The organism is Variovorax sp. NFACC27 (assembly GCF_048301545.1).
In the GTDB taxonomy this organism is placed as follows: Bacteria; Pseudomonadota; Gammaproteobacteria; order Burkholderiales; family Burkholderiaceae_C; genus Variovorax; species Variovorax gossypii.
On the sequence record NZ_CP157613.1, the window covers coordinates 3473568 to 3491141 of the forward strand.

The window sequence follows — 17574 nt, forward strand, 5'->3', positions numbered from 1 at the left end:
AATCCGTGTGTCGCCGGGTCAGTCCACCAGCACGCTCATGCCGGGCCGCGCGCCTTCGATGGGCTTGAGCGGCCGCGCGCGGACCTCGAAGGTGCGCACGTCGAAGCCGGTGCCGCCGCGCGTGGCGCGCCATGTCGCGAAGTCGGGCAGCACGGCGCTGTAGTAGACCTTGAAGCGGGCAGTGCGCTTGCCCTCGGGCAGCGCGGGCAGGTGCGCGTCGAATTCATCGCCCAGCGCGAAGCGCGAGAGCCGGTCCTCGCGAACGTTCAGCACCACCCACTGGTCGCTCAGGTCGACCACCGTGACCACCGCCACGCCCTGCGGCGACAGCTCGCCGACCTTCGCCAGCACCTTGGCCACTTCGCCTCCGACCGGGCTGCGCAGCTCGGTCTCGGCCTTGGCGGCTTCGGCCTCGGCCACCACGCCGGCAACCTGGCGCGCCTGCGCGCTGGCGGCAGCCTTGTCTTCGGGGCGGGCGCCGGTGCGCGCCATGTCGTACTGCGCCTTCGCCGCGATGGCGGCATCGCGCGAAGCCTTCCAGTTGGCTTCGGCCTCGTCGCGCTTCTGGTCGGCTACCAGGCCCTCGCGCGCCAATCCGTCGACGCGGCGGAAAGAGGTCTGCGCGAGTTGCGCGGCTGTCTCGGCGCGCTGCCATTGCATGCGCGCCATTTCCACTTCCTGCGGGCGCGCGCCGTTCTGCGCCTTCTCGGCAACGGCCTGCGCGGCCTGCTCGGCGGCGGTGGCTTGCGCGAGCTTGGCGCGCACCTCGGGGCTGTCCATGCGCACAAGAACCGCGCCGGCCTGGATGCGGTCGCCTTCCTTCACCGGCACTTCGGCGACACGCGCCGTCACCTTGCCGGCGACGTCGGTCTCGCGCGCTTCCATCTGGCCCTGGAACACTTCCGGCGCGGGCCGCGACGCGCGCCAGAAACCCCAGACGAGCACCGCCAGCACGAGCAGGGCGGCGAGTATCGCGATCAGTTTTCGGGTCTTGGCACTCATCATCAATTCACCTTCACGTCGGCACGCGCGATGTAGTCGGAAAACCTGTCTGAAAGCCCCGCGCTCTCGAGCAGCTGCGCAAGCGCCTGCACGTAGTCGTTGGCGGCTTGCGCTCGTTCGGTCAGCACCTTGGCCTGGTTGGTTTCGGCGTCGATCAGGTCGAGCGTGGTGCTCGTGCCTTCGCGCAGGCCGGCGGTGCGCAGCTTCACCACCTCCTGCGCAAGTTCGACGGATGCCTTCATCTCCAGGTACTGGCGGCGTGCGTTCTCCAGTGCGCGCCAGTTGCGCTCCACCAGCAGCGAGATGTCGCTGCGAGCCTGCGCATCGGTGCGCTCGGCCTGCTCGACCTGCTTGAGCGACGCGGCAGAGAGCATGTCGCGGTCGACCGAGTCGTACAGCGTCCAGCGCACGCCGACGCCGGCCACCCAGTCGGCGTTGCCGCTCTTGAGCTCGCGCGTGCCGAAGGCGATCACCTGCGGGCGGCGCAGCGCTTCTTCGCCTTCGTGCAGTTGCTCGGCCTGCGACTTCTTGGCCGCGACCTTGCCAAGGCCTGGATGCCGCGTGAGCGCCGAATCGATGAAATAGCCCAGCGGCTCGATCGGAGTGCTGATGAGAAAGAGCGGCGTCTGCGGCGCCACGCTGCCGTCGGCCCGCACGGTGCGGGCCAGCGCCACGGAGGCGAGCGCCGCGTCGTTCTCGGCCTTGCGCGCGTTGCGGCGCGCCTCTTCATACGCGGCGCTGGCTTGCAGCCGCTCGACGCGCGAGATCACGCCGGCCGCGAGCATCTTCTGCGCTGCCGAATCGTGCTGCGCGATGGTGCGCTCGGCCTGCAGGCGCAGCGCCGCCGCGCGCCGGGCGAGCTGCGCGCCGAAGTAGCGCTGCACGAGCAGGGTGTCGACCTCGTGGCCGGCCTGTTCGGCATCGGCCTGCGCCTCGCGCGTCTGGGCCGACACGAAGCCGCGCACCGCGTCGGTCGCGCCGCCGATGTAGATCGGCCACACGGCCGAGATCGAGGCGTTGGCGCCGCTGTCGTGGCGGTTGAGCGTGTAGCTGTTGGGCAGTTGCGGGATCGGCACGCGCGTGATCACGCTCTGGATGGAGGAGGGCAGCGACGAGCCGATCTGCCCGAGCTTCTGGTTGAGCGGATCGAGGTCGAGGTTCAGGTTGGCGTTGTAGGCATAGGCCAGCCCCGAGACGCTGATCGACGGGCCGCCCAGGCCCTTGAGGCCCTGGCTCTGCAGCTCCTTCGCCTCGACGGCCGCGCGGGCCGCGGCCAGCTTGTCGGAGCGGTCGATCATGCGGGCGCGGGCCGCGTCGAAGCTCAGCGAGAGGGCGTTGTCGCTGCCGGCCTGGGTCTGCGCGAAGGCCGGGCTGCACAGCACGAACAGCGCCGGCAGCAGGTGCGGCAGGCGCTGAAGGAAGGGGCTTCTGGCGTGGTGGATCGGTGTCATCTTTTCAGGTGGCCTTGCGGCGCAACAAGGCATCCAGTTCCTGCTGCAGGATCACGGGGAACGCGGCCTGCACCGCGCCGGTGGCGAGCCCGCGCGCCTGCTCGAGCAGCTGGGCCGTGCGCTGGGCGTCGATGGCGTCGCCGCTCAGCAGGCTGTCGGCCAGCGTGCGCAGCCAGTGGCGTGCCACGGTGCGCAGCGTGCGGGCCATGGTTTCCTGCATGCTGATCGCCTCCTCCAGCGGCAGGCCGAGCGCCGCGAGCTGCTCGGCGACCTGGCCGAGCGCGGGGCTGAGCATCTGCACCTGGCCGTCGGGCAGCTCGCGCATGAGGCCGGCCCTGGTGGCACGGGCGAGCAGGGCGGGCGTCATCTGGCCCTTCCACTTCGCGGCGAGCGCGTCGGCCGAGACCACCACCGGCTCTTCTTCGGCGAAGAGGCTGCCCGAGACGGAGCGCGCCACCGCCACGAGGTCGCGCCAGGCCGAGGCCGGCGCGCGCCCGAAGATGCGGCGGATGGCTTCGATGCCGAAGCCCTGGTCGCGCAGTTCGCGGATCAGCGCCAGGCGCTGAGCGTGCTCGTCGCCGTACAGGCCGAGGCGGCCGCGCAGCCTGGGTGGCGGCAGCAGGCCGGCGGTAGTGTAGGCGCGGATGTTGCGCACCGTCACGCCGGTGCGCGCGGCCAGTTCCTCGACGGAGAGTTCCTGGAGCGCATCGGTGACGGCTGGCGTGTTCATGTGACGGATTGAATGTTACATCATCAATGTCACATAAGAGATTCAGACCTGGATCGTCGGCTTGTAGTCCGCCGGCAGCACTTCGTTCCACTTGCCGAAGAGCGCCATCAGCCCGACCGCCACAGTGCCCGACAGCAGCACCGCGCCGCAGGCATGTGCCCAGCCGTTGTCGAAGGCGCCGAACATCACGGCGCGGAAGGCCTGCACCACCCAGCTGAAGGGCAGCCAGCCGTGCACGTCGCGGAAGAAGCCGGCCGAGAGCTCCACCGGCAGCACGCCGCCGCCGGCCGACAACTGCAACGTCAGCAGCAGCACGGTGAGGATGCGGCCGAAGTCGCCGAACACGTGCAGGATCGCGAACAGCACCACCAGGAACACCAGCGAGGCCAGCGCCATCGTGAGCGCCAGCGCCGGCACGTCCGGAGCCTGCACCCGCAGCACGCCCACCAGCGTGGCCAGCACCAGCACCACCTGCAGCAGCACGATCAGCGCCGGCATGGTGATCTTGCCCAGCGTCTTCGCGAGCTTCGGATAGTGGCTGTGGTCCGACAGCACGATGCGGATGTTGAACAGGTAGCCGGCCATCACCGCGCCGATCCACAGCGCCACCGACACCATGTTGGGCACGAAGGCGCTGCCGTTGTTGGCCACCGGTGCCACCACCTCCACCTTGGGCTCGACCGAGTCGGCCAGCCCCGAGGCACTGCCCTGGATGCGGGTGATGGAGGCGGGCAGGGCGGCTTCGATGGTGCGCACGCCGGTCGACAGGCGCTCCGCACCCTGGGCGAGCTGCGCGCCGCCCTGCACGAATTCGTCCAGCTTCCGGTCTGAGGGCAGCTTGCCGGACATCGTGTGGATGCCGGCGGCGAGCGCCGTCATGCCGTCGGTGAGCTTGCCCACGCCGCCGTCCAGGGCCGTCGCGCCGGTCGCCAGCTTGTGGTTGCCGTCCTGCGCCTTCGTCATGGCGGCCTGCGCCTGGTCGATGCCGCCGCGCAGCTTGTCCGCGCCGGCGGCGAGTTCGGCCGCGCCCTTGGAGATGCGGTCGCCCACGAAGGGAATATCGGCCGTATCCTTCTGCATCCTGCGGGCGCCATCGCCGAGTTGGCTGGCGCCGCCTTCCAGCTGCCCGAGCCCGTCGCCGATCTGCGCGAGCCCGCTGCCGAGTTCGCGCTGGCCCGATGCGAGCTGCTGCGAACCGGCCTTCAGCGCGCGCAGGTCCGCGTCGGCGGGCAGCTTCGACTCGATGGTGCGGATGCCGCCGTTGACCTGCTTGAACCCGCTGCCGACCTGCTGCGCCGCCGCGCTGTACTGGGCGGCGCCATTCGCCAGTGTCTGGCTGCCGTCGCGCAGCTCCAGCAGGGCCTGCTTGAGCTTTTCGAGCCGCGCCTGCGAGCCGGAGGCCGCGTTCAGCACCAGCCCCCAGCGCTGCTCGTTGAGCATCTCGTTGACCTGGTGCCCCAGTTCGCCCGCGAAGCGCCGCGCCAGGCCGGCGGAGCTGTAGTTGTTGCCTTCGGAGGTGTAGACCACGAGCTGCCCCGCGCCACGCTGCGTGCCGGGCACCGCGTTGGCGCTGAAGTCGGGCGGGATCAGCAGCGCGAAGGCCAGCGTGCCGCGTCGCACTTCGGCGCGCGCGGCTTCTGCGTCGTCCATCGCGCGGAAGCCGAAGGCGCGCTTCTCGAGCAGGGTGCGCGTGAGGTCGTCGCCGACGTTGACCGTGCGCGACATGTAGGTCACGCCCCGGTCCTGGTTCACGATGGCGGCGGGAAGGTCGGCCGTGTGGCCGGCCGGGTCCCACACGCTCGAGAGGTAGATCAGCGCATAGATGGCGGGCACCACGCCGACCGCCACCACGGCCAGCAGGATGCGGGGAAAGCGCCGCACGATCGCCAGCTCGGCCCGGGCGATGGCCCAGGTGCCGGCGCACAGTGCGTGGAGGTATCGCATGGGGCTAGGAGGTCTGCAGAAGCGCCATGACGGTGGAAACGCGCGGAGAAGCGGAGAAAGCCTCGATCAGCCCGGCTTTCGCTGCGCGGGGTCGTAGAAGAACTGCTCTTGCGCGATGCGGTCGCCTTCCCAGCGCTGCCAGGCGATCTCCTCCATGCGCATCTTGCCGCCGCCCTTGAACGTGAACTCGAAGATCCAGTGGATCGCCACGTGGTCGCCGTTCACCAGCACCGGCCGCACGCAGGTGGAGATCACCGATTCGGTGCGGTCGAGCACGGCGGTTTCCTGCGCCACCAGCGTGCTGCGGCCGCGCCGCGGCTCGGCCTGGTTCTCGCGCATGGTGGCATCTTCGGTGTAGTAGTCCTCGATGGCCTTGGCATGCGCGCCGCCTTCGACGGCGGCGATGAATGATTCGAGTCGTTCGGGTGTGGGCATCTTTCAGTGATCCATGGCGCAACGCACCTTCTGCGGCATATGAGGCTCAAGCGGATCGTGCGCGAGACACCGCGGAACCGGCTTTGCCGGGCCGCAGGTGTCGCCCCCGGCGAGGGGGTTGGCGAAGCGACACGAAGTGCGCGAAGCCTGGGGGAGTGTCATGTCATGACTTTACTTTGACTTCGACGCGGCGTGCCTCGGTCGGAGGGCCGTCCGCCTGCGATTGCTCCGGCTTGGCCAGCTCGATCTTGTCGGCGGGAGCGCCGGCAGCCTTGAGCGCATCGCTCACGGCCATCGCGCGCTGCTTGGCGAGCTCGGCGTTCTTCGCCGGGTCGCCGCTGGCGTCGTGGTAGCCGCTCACGAGAACTGTGCTGCCGCTCTGCACCGCCTTGATGACGTCGCCCAGCGCCTCCTTGGCGTTGGGCGCCACCTCGGAGCTGGCGCTCGCGAAGTAGAACTTCACGACGCCGTTCTCGACTTTCACCGCGGCGGCCTCGGCGGCCGATACGGCACCCGATGCGACCACGGCCGCAGGCGTCGACGGCGCCGTGGCTGCCGGAGCCGTGACGGCAGGCGGCGTCGGCACCTTCGTGGGCACGGCAGCCCCCGCATCGCCCGCATGGAACTTCACCACCAGCGGCACGATGAGCAGCGCCACGATGTTGATGATCTTGATCAGCGGGTTCACGGCAGGGCCGGCCGTGTCCTTGTACGGGTCGCCCACGGTGTCGCCGGTGACGGCGGCCTTGTGCGTCTCGCTGCCCTTGCCGCCGAAGTGGCCGTCCTCGATGTACTTCTTTGCGTTGTCCCAGGCGCCGCCGCCCGTGCACATGCTGATGGCGACGAACAGGCCGGTGACGATGGTCCCCATCAGCAGCCCGCCCAGCGCCTTCGGCCCGAGCACCAGGCCGACGATGATCGGCACCAGCACCGGCAGCAGCGAGGGAATCATCATTTCCTTGATGGCCGCGCCGGTCAGCATGCCCACGGCCTTGCCGTACTCGGGCTTGCCGGTGCCTTCCATGATGCCGGGGATGTCGCGGAACTGGCGGCGCACTTCCTCCACCACCGCCCCGGCCGCGCGGCCCACGGCCTCCATGGCCATCGCGCCGAACAGGTAGGGAATCAGGCCGCCGATGAAGAGGCCGACGATCACCATCGGGTCGCTCAGGTTGAAGCTGATCGCCTGTCCGAAGCTCTCCAGCTTGTGCGTGTAGTCGGCGAAGAGCACCAGCGAGGCCAGGCCGGCCGAGCCGATGGCGTAGCCCTTGGTCACGGCCTTGGTGGTGTTGCCGACCGCGTCGAGCGGGTCGGTGACGGCGCGCACGCTGTCGGGAAGCTCGCTCATCTCGGCGATGCCGCCGGCGTTGTCGGTGATGGGGCCGTAGGCGTCGAGCGCGACCACGATGCCGGCCATGCTCAGCATCGACGTGGCGGCCACCGCAATGCCGTACAGGCCCGCCAGCGAGTACGAGGCCAGGATGCCGATGCACACGAAGATCACCGGCCAGGCCGTGGAGCGCATCGACACGCCAAGGCCCGCGATGATGTTGGTGCCGTGGCCCGTGGTCGATGCCTGAGCGATGTGCTGAACGGGCTTGTACTGCGTGCCGGTGTAGTACTCGGTGATCCACACCAGCGCGGCCGTGAGGGCGAGGCCGACGAAGCAGGCGCCGAACAGCTTGAGCTGGCTGCCGCTCGCGGCGATCGCGTTGTCGGGGATCAGCCAGCTGGTGACGAACCAGAACGCGATCAGCGACAGGATGCCCGACACCGCCAGCCCCTTGTAGAGCGCCGGCATCACGTTGACCATGCCCGGCGAGGCCTTCACGAAGAAGCAGCCGATGATCGACGCGATGATCGAGACGCCGCCCAGCGCCAGCGGATACAGCACCGCGTTGGTGGGGGCCGCGGTGACCATCAGCGCGCCCAGCACCATGGTGGCGATGAGCGTCACGGCGTAGGTCTCGAACAGGTCGGCTGCCATGCCGGCGCAGTCGCCGACGTTGTCGCCCACGTTGTCGGCGATCACGGCCGGGTTGCGCGGATCGTCCTCGGGGATGCCGGCTTCCACCTTGCCCACCAGGTCGGCGCCGACGTCGGCGCCCTTGGTGAAGATGCCGCCGCCCAGCCGCGCGAAGATCGAGATCAGCGAGGAGCCGAAGGCGAAGCCGATCAGCGGATTGAGGACAGCCGAGAGGCTGTGCCCCGCGGCCGGCGTGCCGCTGCCGATCAGCACCCAGTAGAAGGCCGACACGCCCAGCAGGCCCAGCCCCACCACCAGCATGCCGGTGATGGCACCGCCGCGGAACGCCACGTCGAGCGCCGGGCCGATGCCTTGCGTGGCCGCCTGCGCGGTGCGCACGTTGGCGCGCACCGAGACGTTCATGCCGATGAAGCCGCAGGCCCCTGAGAGCACGGCGCCCACCACGAAGCCGACGGCGGTGGTGAGGTCGAGGAACACGGCGATCAGGATCGCGAGCACCACGCCGACGATGGCGATGGTGCTGTACTGCTTGGCGAGGTAGGCGGAGGCGCCGGCCTGGATGGCCGCCGCGATCTCCTGCATGCGGGCGTTGCCGGCGTCCTTCGCGAGAATCCAACTTCGGGCCCAGAAACCGTAGGCCACGGCCACGAGACCGCAGACGATGGCCAGTATCAGGGGGGTGTTGCCGATCATGCTTTGCTTCTCCATTCGTTCGTTGTGACTAGTGGAGACGGACAGCATGGGCCCTTGCGTGCAACGCGTACGGGACCATGTTTTCCGCCGCGTTGCTTCCTCGAAGCTCACTGCACCGTGGGTGCGGAGCCGATTGGCCAACGGTTGCAATTTACAGGCAAAAACAGATGCGTGTGCGACCGGCCGGTGACACGGAAAGTAAACTCCGGGTTTGTCCCCATTCGTCTCATACTTTTCAACTACTCGAAAAACGTCATGTCCTTCGACAAAGTTTCCCCCGGCAAGAACCTGCCCGATGCCTTCAACGTCGTGATCGAAATCCCGATGAACGCCGACCCGATCAAGTACGAAGTGGACAAGGAATCGGGCGCGATCTTCGTGGACCGCTTCATGACGACGGCGATGTACTACCCCGCGAACTACGGCTACGTGCCGCAGACCCTGTCGGGCGACGGCGACCCGGTCGACGTGCTGGTGATCGCGCCGTATCCGCTGCTGCCGGGCGTGGTGGTGCCGTGCCGTCCCCTGGGCATCCTGATGATGGAAGACGAAGCCGGCGTCGACGGCAAGGTTCTCGCCGTGCCCACTGACAAGGTGCTGCCCATCTACAGCCACTGGAAGTCGGTGGACGACGTGAACCCGATGCGCCTGAAGGCCATCAGCCACTTCTTCGAGCACTACAAGGATCTCGAAGCGGGCAAGTGGGTCAAGGTGCTGGGTTGGGAAGGCATCGACTCGGCCAAGAAGGAAATCCTGGACGGCGTCGCCAACTACAAGAAGTAACTTATTCGTTCTCGAAGGGCGAGCGGCGCGGGTCGCGCGCGAAGCTGCCGGTCAGCGACGGCGCGCAGCCCGGCCCGTCCGAAACGGTGACCCTGTCGGTGTCGAACTGCAGGGTGCGGGTGCAACCCCCGGCCTCCCGTGCCACGAGGCGCCGTTGCCCGTCGAGCACGTTCTTGCCCTGCAGCAGCATGTTGCCGCGCGGATCGGGGCAGACGTAGAGCTGGATGTCCAGCGTGCCGCCCACCTCGGGCGTCACATCGAGGAAGCGGCCGTCCTTCGGGCACCGGCCCTCCACATAGCGGCCCATCCAGTGCAGCAGCGGGTGGCTCAGGTAGGTGATGCGCCGCTCGTAGTCCTGCTTCAGGCACTCGGTGTTGCCCTTGCATTCGCGGTTGCGAACGACGATCCAGTCGCGCTGGTCGCGTTTCAGGAAGGTGGGCCACTGGCCCGTGCCGGGCATCTCGACCTGCCGCTTGTAGAGCGCGGCCATGGCTTCGTCCTGCCGTGAGAGGCCGGGGTCGGCGCAGATCGCCTTCTCGGTGGCGTTTCCGGCCTTGGCGCAGTCGAAGCTGGCGGCCATGGCCAGCGGGGCGACAGCGAAGAAGCAGAGTGCCGTGACGGCCCGGCGTGTGAATGTCTGCATGCGGGGATCTCCTCGAAGCCGATGCTAGGAGAGGCCCGGCACGCCGTCGATGTGCCAAACGGACAAGGGCGCTATGCCCTTGGACAGAGAGAGAAGCAGGGCAGGGGTGTCAGCTGCGGACGGCGTCGCTGGCCAGCCGCATCCATTCGCGATTGACCGAGCGTGCGTGCGAGTTCCAGTGGCGCGCGGCCTGCTGGAGTTCGTCCCACTGGCGCTGCGCGCCGGCGGCGTCGCCTTGCTGGGCGAGCCACGCGATGTAGCGGGCGCGTGCCTCGACGGTGTTGTAGCGGCTCAGTGCGTCCTCGAAGGCCTGTCGTGCTTCCGCCTGGCGGCCATCGGCGGCGAGGGCGCGTGCGGTGAGCACCGCGACTTCGTCCTTGCGGTAGTCGTCGCGCGTGGCGCGCAGGGCCTGCAGCGCCTGCAATGCCTCGTTGCCGGCAGTCGCTCCGCCTGCGGCCAGAAGGGCGCTGGCGAGGCCGAATTGCAGTTCCGGGTCGGAGGCCAGAGGGCCTTTCAACGCATCGCGGTAATGGCCGACGGCATCGGCTGCCTGGCCCTTGTCGAGAGCGGCCTTGGCGAGGCGCAGCTTGTTCTGCGCGGTGGGCGCGAGGTCGTAGGCCTCGGTGGCCGCTCGGTACTCGCGCTCGGGGTCGATGAAGCCGATGGCCGCGTTCGCCACCTTGCCGGCGGTGCGCTGCATGCGCGATGCGGGCAGGTACTCGACCACGAAGTACACGATGCTGCCGAGCAGCGGGAAGCTGAAGAGGATGAGCAGCCAGTACATCTGCTTGCCATGGCGCATCGCATGCACGGCGAAGAACAGCGCGATGAGGACGTGCAGGCCCAGTCCGATGAATGGCATCGAGTTCTTTCTCTCTGAGTTGTTGTGGGTGTCGGGCGCTTTTATAGCAGCGCCGAATTGCAGCTCAACCTGACTTGAAGGGGCTGCGCTCGCCGAGGTGGTCCATGTAGTTCTCGATGCCGGCGCCCTCGCGTTCGAGAAAGCGCTCGACCGCATCGGCGAACGACGGGTGCGCCAGCCAGTGGGCGCTGGTGGTCTTCACCGGCATCAGCGCGCGTGCCATCTTGTGTTCGCCCTGCGCACCACCCTCGAAGCGCTGCGCGCCGTGCTCGATGCACCAGGCCAGCGGCTGGTAGTAGCAGGCCTCGAAGTGCAGGCAGTCGACACGCTCCAGCGCGCCCCAGTAGCGGCCGTAGGCCACCAGGGGCCTGTCGGGCTGCGTCGACAGTGCGATCAGGCTGCTGGCCATGGGCTTGCCGTCGCGCCCGGCGATGAAGAGCAGCCAGGCCTCGGGCATCGTGTCGGCCATGCGCCGGAAGAAGTCGCGCGTGAGGTAGGGCGGGTTGCCGTGCTCGCGGTAGGTGCGCTCGTAGCAGCGGTAGAAGAAGTCCCAGTCGGCCTTGCTGATGTCGGCGCCGCGCGACCAGCGGAAGCGCACGCCGGCATCAGCCACCTTGCGGCGCTCCTGGCGGATCTTCTTGCGCTTGTCGTGGGAGAGGTTGGCGAGGAAGGAGTCGAAGTCGGCGTACTGAGCGTTCGTCCAATGGAATTGCACCGTGTTGCGCAGCATCAGGCCCGATTCGGTGCAGGCGGCGATGTCCGCATCGGCGCCGAACAGCAGGTGCAGCGACGACAGCTCCAGCTGCTTGCACAGGGCGACGAGGCCCTGCACCAGCAATGTGCGGCTTTCGGCATCGCGCGCCAGCAGCCGTGCCCCGGGCACGGGCGTGAACGGCACCGCCACCGTGGCCTTCGGGTAGTAGGCCAGCCCGTGCTGCTCGTAGGCGTTGGCCCAGGCCCAGTCGAAGACGTACTCGCCGTAGGAATGGTCCTTGACGTAGAGCGGGCACGCAGCCTGCAACTGCTCGCCTTGCCACAGCGTGACGAACTGCGGCATCCAGCCGTTGTCGGGCGTTGCGCTGCGGCTGTCGTTCAGGGCCGTGAGGTATTCGTGGCGCATGAAGGGCGACGGCTCGGCCTGGGCGGCCAGCAACGCGTTCCATGCTTCCGGGCTCACGTCCGACGGAGACGGCAGAACCCGAATGACATAATCGTTCAAGCCTTTTTCTTCCTTCTGTATGACGCTCAAGCTCGCCATCGCGCAACTCAATTTTGTGGTGGGCGACCTCGCCGGCAACGCGAAAAAGATCGTCGATGCCGCACGCAATGCCCATGCCCAGGGTGCGCGCCTCCTGCTGACGCCCGAACTCTCGATTGCCGGCTATGCGGCGGAGGACCTGTTCCTCCGTCCCGCCTTCACCGAAGCCTGTGATGATGCCGTGAAAGGCATCGCCGCCGCTCTGGCCGACCTCAAAGACATGGTCGTGGTGGTGGGGCATCCGACCGGCGGCAGCCTGCGCAGCCGCTCGGTGGCGGTGCAGATGCGCCACAACGCGGCCAGCGTCATCAAGGAAGGCCGCATCCTCGAGACCTACGCCAAGCGCGAGCTGCCCAACTACCAGGTGTTCGACGAGCGCCGCTATTTCACGCCAGGGCAGGGCACCTGCGTGTTCGAGGTGGAGGGCGTCTCCGTCGGCCTGCTGATCTGCGAGGACGCCTGGTTCGACCAGCCGGCCGAACTGGCGCGCGAAGGCGGTGCCGAGGTGCTGGCTGTGATCAATGCATCGCCGTACCACGTCGGCAAGGAGGGCGAGCGCGTCGCGCGCATGGCCGATCGGGCACGTGCCATGGGGCTGCCGCTGGTCTACGCGCACCTGGTGGGCGGGCAGGACGAGGTGGTGTTCGACGGTGCCTCGTTCGCGCTGCAAGCCGATGGGGCCACCGCCATGCAGGCCGAGAGCTTCCGGGAGAAGCTGGTTTTCGCTGAGCTGGAGCGCAAGCCGCAGGGGGGCGTGGGCTTCGTAGCCGAGCCCGGTGCCATCGCGGCCCCGCGCGACGCCGAAGCCCAACTCTGGGACGCCCTCGTGCTCGGCGTGCGCGACTACATCGGCAAGAACGGTTTTCCGGGCGCCATCCTGGGGCTTTCGGGCGGCATCGACTCCGCACTGGTGCTCGCCATCGCGGTCGATGCACTGGGCAAGGACAAGGTCCGCGCGGTGATGATGCCTTCGCCTTACACCGCCGACATCAGCTGGATCGACGCGCGCGACATGGCCGGCCGCCTGGGCGTGCGCTATGACGAGATTTCCATCAAGCACACCTTCGAGTCCTTCAAGGGCGCGCTGGCCGAGGAATTCAAGGGCCGGCCCGAGGACACGGCCGAGGAGAACATTCAGGCCCGCATCCGCGGCACGCTGCTGATGGGGCTGTCGAACAAATTCGGCTCCATCGTGCTCACCACCGGCAACAAGAGCGAGATGGCGACCGGCTACTGCACGCTCTACGGCGACATGGCGGGCGGCTTCGCGGTCATCAAGGACCTGCTCAAGACCACGGTGTTCGCGCTGGCGCGCTGGCGCAATGCCCACGATCCGTACGGCACGGGCGCCGAGCCGATTCCCGAGCGGATCATCACGCGGCCGCCCAGTGCCGAGCTGCGGCCCGACCAGACCGACCAGGACAGCCTGCCGCCCTACGACATCCTCGACGGAATCCTGGCACGCTACATGCAGGACGACGAAGGCATCGACGAGATCATTTCGGCCGGCTACGAGCGCGCCGTGGTCGAGCGCGTCGCGCGGCTGATCAAGATCAATGAATACAAGCGGCGCCAGGCGCCGGTAGGAATCCGGGTCACCCACCGAAGCTTCGGCAAGGATTGGCGTTACCCTATCACCAGCAAATTCAACGAAACCGCCGGAGCGCAAAAACCATGAAGCAGATCACCGCCATCGTCAAACCCTTCAAGCTCGAGGACGTGCGCGAGGCCTTGGCCGAAGTGGGCGTCACCGGCCTGACCGTGACCGAAGTCAAGGGTTTCGGTCGCCAGAAGGGGCATACCGAGCTCTACCGCGGAGCCGAATACGTGGTCGACTTCCTGCCCAAGATGAAGGTCGAAGTGGTCGTCAACGAGGCCGATGTGGAGCGCTGCATCGAGGCCATCGTCAATTCGGCGCGTACCGGGAAGATCGGTGACGGGAAGATCTTCGTTACCGGCGTGGAGCGCATCGTGCGCATCCGTACGGGCGAGGAAAACGAAAACGCCGTCTGAGTGAAAGAAAAAAAGCCTCGCTGGCGGGGCTTTCTTTCGGGGCGGATCAGAGGTTTTCCGAGAGCCTGTCTTCGCGCGGATGTAGCGGCACTTCGGCTCGCAGCGCGGTGAGCAATTCGGGCACCTCGGTGCCGGTGCGGATCAGGCCCATCTGCCAGTCGCCCATGAAGCCCTCGCGCACGCTGTGCGCCAGGAAGGCGAGCAGGCCGTCGTAGTAGCCGGCGGTGTTGAGGATGCCGGTTGGCTTGTCGTGATAGCCGAGCTGGCGCCAGGTCCAGATCTCGAACAATTCCTCGAAGGTGCCGATGCCGCCCGGCAGGGCAATGAAGGCGTCGGCGCGCTCGCCCATCATGGCCTTGCGTTCGTGCATGGTGTCGACCACGTGCAGTTCGTCGCACAGGGGGTTGGCCAGTTCCTTGTCGACCAGGGCCTTGGGGATGATGCCGACGACGCGTCCGCCGGCCTGGCGGGTGGCTTCGGCCACCGTGCCCATCAGGCCGGTGCGGCCGCCACCGTAGACCAGCTGGCCGCGGTGCTGGCCGATCCATCGGCCGACCGCCTGTGCGGCTTCAGTGAATTCAGGACGCTCGCCGGGGCGCGAGCCGCAATACACACAGATCGAAAATTCAGGAGTCATCCCGCCATCATGCCGTAGCCGATGGGCCCTCTCATGACATGAAGCGCTGCCACAGCGCCGCCGCCCAGATGCCGCCGCACAGTGTGAGCGACAGCAGCACCGCGGCGCTGCCCATGTCCTTTGCGCGCTTGGAGAGGTCGTGCCACTCGGGGCCGATGCGATCGATGGCGGCTTCCACCGCGGTGTTGAGCAGCTCGACGATCATCACGAGGACTGCGCTGCCCGCGAGCAGCGCCACCTCGACCCAGCTGCGCCCGAGCCAGAAGGAGGCCGGGATCATCACGATCGACAGGATGGCTTCCTGCCGGAAGGCGGGTTCGCTCCAGCCGGCACGCAGGCCGTGCAGCGAGATCAGCGTGGCATGCCACACGCGCTCGAAGCCCTTGCGGGCCTTTTGCGGGTTGACGGCGGGATCGGGAAGTTTCGGCACGGCACTCATCGGCGGCTCATCGGTTTGGAGGTGATGAGCCGTGTACCGGCCCAGGAGTCGTGCCAGAACTGGCGGTCGGGGTGAAAGCGCGCTAGCAAGGCCCAGATGGCAACCCACCCGAAGATCAGCACGGTCGATTCGCCGCCCGAGAGCTTGAATGGCGCAATGGCGGCCAGCGGCGGCAGGAACCAGACCCAGCTCAGGAGGTAGCGCGCGAGCGCCCGGCGCTGGCTCACGGGCTGGCCGTGCACGTCGACGATGCGGATGTTCCAGGTTTTCATGGCGAGGGTCTGGCCCTTGGTCCAGAACCAGACGAAGTACACGCCGAATACCACGAAAAGAAAAGCCTGGAGCAGATGGCGCCGCGAATCCATGGCGTCGCGCATCTGGCCCAGCGTGCTGAAGAGCCAGCCGGAGACGAACACCACCGCGAACAGCAGCATGCCCTCGTACAGCCAGCAGGCCATGCGGCGCCAGAGGCCGGGCACTATCGAAACGGGAGCGCTGGTGGCTGGATTGGCCGGCGAGGCAGGCTGATCGGGACCCGAAGCCTCGGGGGAACTGGATGCCATCGAAGCCTAGCGGTCAGGGGGAGGAAGAGGACGATTCGGCTGCCGACGACGGGGCAGGCACCTGGGCTTCGGCGGGAACCGGCGGAGCCGCGATGCCGGACGGGGCGGGTGCTGCCGGAACCACGGAAACAGCCGGTGTAGCAGTGGCGGCGGCAGGAGCGCGTTCAGGCGGCGATGCCACCATGATCGTCGTGGCCGGCGTGACCGTCGGAGCGGGGGGCGGAGCCAGCAGGATCCTGGGAGTGTGCTGTCCGCCAGGGGTGACGGCAGGCACCGGCACCAGCTTCTGCGACGAAACAGGTCGGACGGGAATGGCGGCGCCGCGCGGCTTGGGAGGAGCGCGCTCGGCAAGCTTGCGCTTTTCTTCCTCGCTCAGGGCTTGATACTGCTCCCACTTGACCTTGCGCTCGTCGGGCGGAATGCGCTTGACCTCGGCGAAATTCAATCGGGCCTGCGCGCGCTGCTGGTTGCTGAGGGCCGCCCATTCGATCATGCGGCTGTGCAGGGTCGACTGCTCTTCCGCCGACATGCTTCCGAAATTGCGGGACAGCGCCAGCCACTTCCTCTTTTGCCCGACGTTCAGGGTGTTCCAGTGAGCGCTCAGCGGCTTCAGGGCCTGTTCCTGCTCGGCCGTGAGTTCGCTCCAGAGCGGCTTGGTCGTCGATACCGCCTTGGGGCTCGTGGCCGGCGCGGAGCTCGCCGCAGCCTTGGAGGCGGCCTCGCCATGAGGCTGGGCGCAGGCGAGCGTCAGGCTGAAGGCCGCGACAGCAAACGCACCTGCCCAAACGACTGCGCCCGCCGGAAGCGGGCGCAACGGGCGGGGGCTGTTCGCGCTGGAAGTGGAACGGCGTCGCATTCGATCGGGGAAGGTTCAGTCGGAGGCGTTGTCGGCCTTGAGGAATTGGGCAAAACCAGGGTCGGTATAGGCGGCAGGCGGCAGATCGCCCGTCAGCAACGCGGAATCCACTTCGGCCAGTTCGCTGGCACGGTCGTCATCCTGCATCACGCTGATGGTGATCAGGCCGGCGACGAGCGCGATCAGCGGCACCACGGAGCCGATGCGGGTCCACCAGCTCCAACTCCCGCCCATCGTGAGCGTATGACCCGATTGCACCACCACGGGCGCAGTCCGCAACTGCGGGGGCTGCTTGCGTGCTGCCACGGCCTGCGCGCGTGCCACGCGCAGCCGCTCGCTGATGTCGTGCGGCAACTCCCGGTTGCCGGCCGAAAGGCGGGCGACCAGACGCTGGCCGAACTGGTCTTCGGCGATGGTGTTGATTGAGGTTGGAACCTTAGTGTTCATAGCGATATTCCCTTGGCCTTGAGCGCCTTGCTCAGAGCGTGGACGGCTCGCGAGCAATGGGTTTTGACGCTGCCCTCGGAGCAGCCCATCGCGGCGGCCGTCTCTGCGACGTCCATTTCCTCCCAGTAACGCATAAGGAAAGCCTCGCGTTGACGGCCCGGCAATGCTGCGATCTGCTCTTCGATTTCCTGGAAGATCTGGGTGCGGCGGGTCGTGTCTTCGGCGCTCTCCGCCTCCCTAGAGTCGGTCGGCGAGACGAAGTTCTCCAGAAGATCGAAATCTCCGTCCTCGTCGACCGAGTCGAAATCGCTGAGGTTGGAGAACAGCGCGCGCCGGGTCTTCTGGCGGCGGAACCAGTCGAGCGTGCAGTTCGACAGGATGCGCTGGAACAGCATCGGCAGCTCGGCCGCGGGCTTGTCGCCGTAGTGCTGGGCCAGCTTCATCATGCTGTCCTGCACGATATCGAGGGCCGCTTCTTCATCCCGCACGTGGTAGACCGAGCGCTTGAAAGCGCGTCGTTCGACGCTTTTCAGGAAGTCGGAGAGTTCTTGTTCAGTAGCCAAGCGAGAGGGGGCGCGCAGGGCGCGCCGCGTGGGGAATGGGTCTGGCGATCGCGTATGTTCAACGCCGCGGATTATGCCTTTGTAGCTTTACAAGGCAGCTGAAGCGAATCTGAACGCCCGGAAATGTCATAATCCGGCCTGCAAGTCAAAAGGCAAACGGGTCACGGTCCGGCGGAACATCAGTCCGTCCATGGCTTTGGCCTCAAGTCCTGGCGCGACCTCACAAGGGTTGGCAAGGGGCACCCAAGGTATTTCGTTCCCGAAATAA

At 67.5% G+C, this 17574-nt stretch carries 18 protein-coding genes; 3 read left to right on the plus strand and 15 right to left on the minus strand.

Going from position 1 to position 17574, the window contains the following annotated elements:
* Positions 1-18: 18 nt before the first annotated feature.
* From ABL840_RS16250 to ABL840_RS16275, 6 genes are all read right to left on the minus strand, one after another.
* Entirely contained in the window at positions 19-1005 is a 987-nt protein-coding gene (locus ABL840_RS16250) for an HlyD family secretion protein (RefSeq protein WP_093195511.1), read from the minus strand.
* Positions 1005-2453 carry a TolC family protein gene (locus ABL840_RS16255; RefSeq protein WP_418116306.1) on the minus strand — a complete coding sequence of 483 codons (1449 nt, stop codon included), beginning with the start codon at positions 2451-2453 and terminating at the stop codon, positions 1005-1007. Before ABL840_RS16255 ends, ABL840_RS16250 begins: the two co-directional genes overlap by 1 nt.
* Before the next feature lie 4 nt (positions 2454-2457).
* Positions 2458-3183 (minus strand): MerR family transcriptional regulator, encoded by a 726-nt coding sequence (locus ABL840_RS16260; RefSeq protein ID WP_093195510.1) that lies wholly within the window; start codon positions 3181-3183, stop codon positions 2458-2460.
* Between the two features lie 42 nt (positions 3184-3225).
* Entirely contained in the window at positions 3226-5127 is a 1902-nt protein-coding gene (locus ABL840_RS16265) for a YhgE/Pip domain-containing protein (RefSeq protein WP_093302585.1), read from the minus strand.
* A 66-nt stretch (positions 5128-5193) separates the two neighbouring features.
* Complete coding sequence (locus ABL840_RS16270) at positions 5194-5562, minus strand: nuclear transport factor 2 family protein (RefSeq protein WP_093195508.1); 369 nt, start codon at positions 5560-5562, stop codon at positions 5194-5196.
* A gap of 163 nt (positions 5563-5725) precedes the next feature.
* Positions 5726-8242, minus strand: a complete 2517-nt coding sequence (locus tag ABL840_RS16275; RefSeq protein WP_093303266.1) for a sodium-translocating pyrophosphatase — start codon at positions 8240-8242, stop codon at positions 5726-5728.
* Between the two features lie 255 nt (positions 8243-8497).
* On the opposite strand from ABL840_RS16275, the gene ppa reads away from it, so the two are divergent.
* Positions 8498-9025, plus strand: a complete 528-nt coding sequence (gene ppa / locus ABL840_RS16280; RefSeq protein WP_093195507.1) for an inorganic diphosphatase — start codon at positions 8498-8500, stop codon at positions 9023-9025.
* 1 nt (position 9026) lies between these two features.
* On the opposite strand, the gene ABL840_RS16285 is transcribed toward ppa, so the two are convergent.
* From ABL840_RS16285 to ABL840_RS16295, 3 genes are all read right to left on the minus strand, one after another.
* On the minus strand, positions 9027-9668 hold the full coding sequence (locus ABL840_RS16285; RefSeq protein ID WP_093302588.1) for a lysozyme inhibitor LprI family protein: 642 nt from the start codon (positions 9666-9668) through the stop codon (positions 9027-9029).
* Positions 9669-9777: 109 nt separating this feature from the next.
* Positions 9778-10530: a hypothetical protein gene (locus ABL840_RS16290; protein ID WP_093302590.1), complete on the minus strand. Its 753-nt coding sequence runs from the start codon at positions 10528-10530 to the stop codon at positions 9778-9780.
* A gap of 64 nt (positions 10531-10594) precedes the next feature.
* Positions 10595-11749 carry a GNAT family N-acetyltransferase gene (locus tag ABL840_RS16295; RefSeq protein ID WP_093302593.1) on the minus strand — a complete coding sequence of 385 codons (1155 nt, stop codon included), beginning with the start codon at positions 11747-11749 and terminating at the stop codon, positions 10595-10597.
* A gap of 19 nt (positions 11750-11768) precedes the next feature.
* On the opposite strand from ABL840_RS16295, the gene ABL840_RS16300 reads away from it, so the two are divergent.
* Both ABL840_RS16300 and ABL840_RS16305 read left to right on the plus strand, forming a co-directional pair.
* The gene (locus ABL840_RS16300) at positions 11769-13466 is read left to right on the plus strand and encodes an NAD+ synthase (protein ID WP_093302595.1); all 1698 of its coding nucleotides are present in this window, start codon (positions 11769-11771) and stop codon (positions 13464-13466) included.
* Complete coding sequence (locus tag ABL840_RS16305) at positions 13463-13801, plus strand: P-II family nitrogen regulator (RefSeq protein ID WP_056518066.1); 339 nt, start codon at positions 13463-13465, stop codon at positions 13799-13801. Before ABL840_RS16300 ends, ABL840_RS16305 begins: the two co-directional genes overlap by 4 nt.
* A 46-nt stretch (positions 13802-13847) precedes the next feature.
* Here the strand turns inward: ABL840_RS16305 and ABL840_RS16310 are convergent, their stop codons facing one another.
* The 6 genes from ABL840_RS16310 to ABL840_RS16335 are packed head-to-tail and all read right to left on the minus strand — an operon-like array spanning position 13848 to position 17306.
* Complete coding sequence (locus ABL840_RS16310) at positions 13848-14438, minus strand: TIGR00730 family Rossman fold protein (RefSeq protein WP_093302598.1); 591 nt, start codon at positions 14436-14438, stop codon at positions 13848-13850.
* 31 nt (positions 14439-14469) lie between these two features.
* Positions 14470-14877, minus strand: a complete 408-nt coding sequence (locus ABL840_RS16315) for a diacylglycerol kinase (RefSeq protein WP_093195501.1) — start codon at positions 14875-14877, stop codon at positions 14470-14472.
* On the minus strand, positions 14874-15440 hold the full coding sequence (locus ABL840_RS16320; protein WP_093302600.1) for an RDD family protein: 567 nt from the start codon (positions 15438-15440) through the stop codon (positions 14874-14876). Before ABL840_RS16320 ends, ABL840_RS16315 begins: the two co-directional genes overlap by 4 nt.
* A gap of 13 nt (positions 15441-15453) precedes the next feature.
* Positions 15454-16254, minus strand: coding sequence for a DUF3106 domain-containing protein (locus tag ABL840_RS16325; RefSeq protein ID WP_240652034.1), 801 nt, complete (start codon positions 16252-16254; stop codon positions 15454-15456).
* Positions 16255-16311: 57 nt separating this feature from the next.
* A complete protein-coding gene (locus ABL840_RS16330; protein WP_093302603.1) occupies positions 16312-16743 on the minus strand; it encodes a DUF3619 family protein in 432 nt (143 codons plus the stop codon).
* On the minus strand, positions 16740-17306 hold the full coding sequence (locus tag ABL840_RS16335) for an RNA polymerase sigma factor (protein WP_093195498.1): 567 nt from the start codon (positions 17304-17306) through the stop codon (positions 16740-16742). Before ABL840_RS16335 ends, ABL840_RS16330 begins: the two co-directional genes overlap by 4 nt.
* Between the last annotated feature and the right edge of the window lie 268 nt (positions 17307-17574).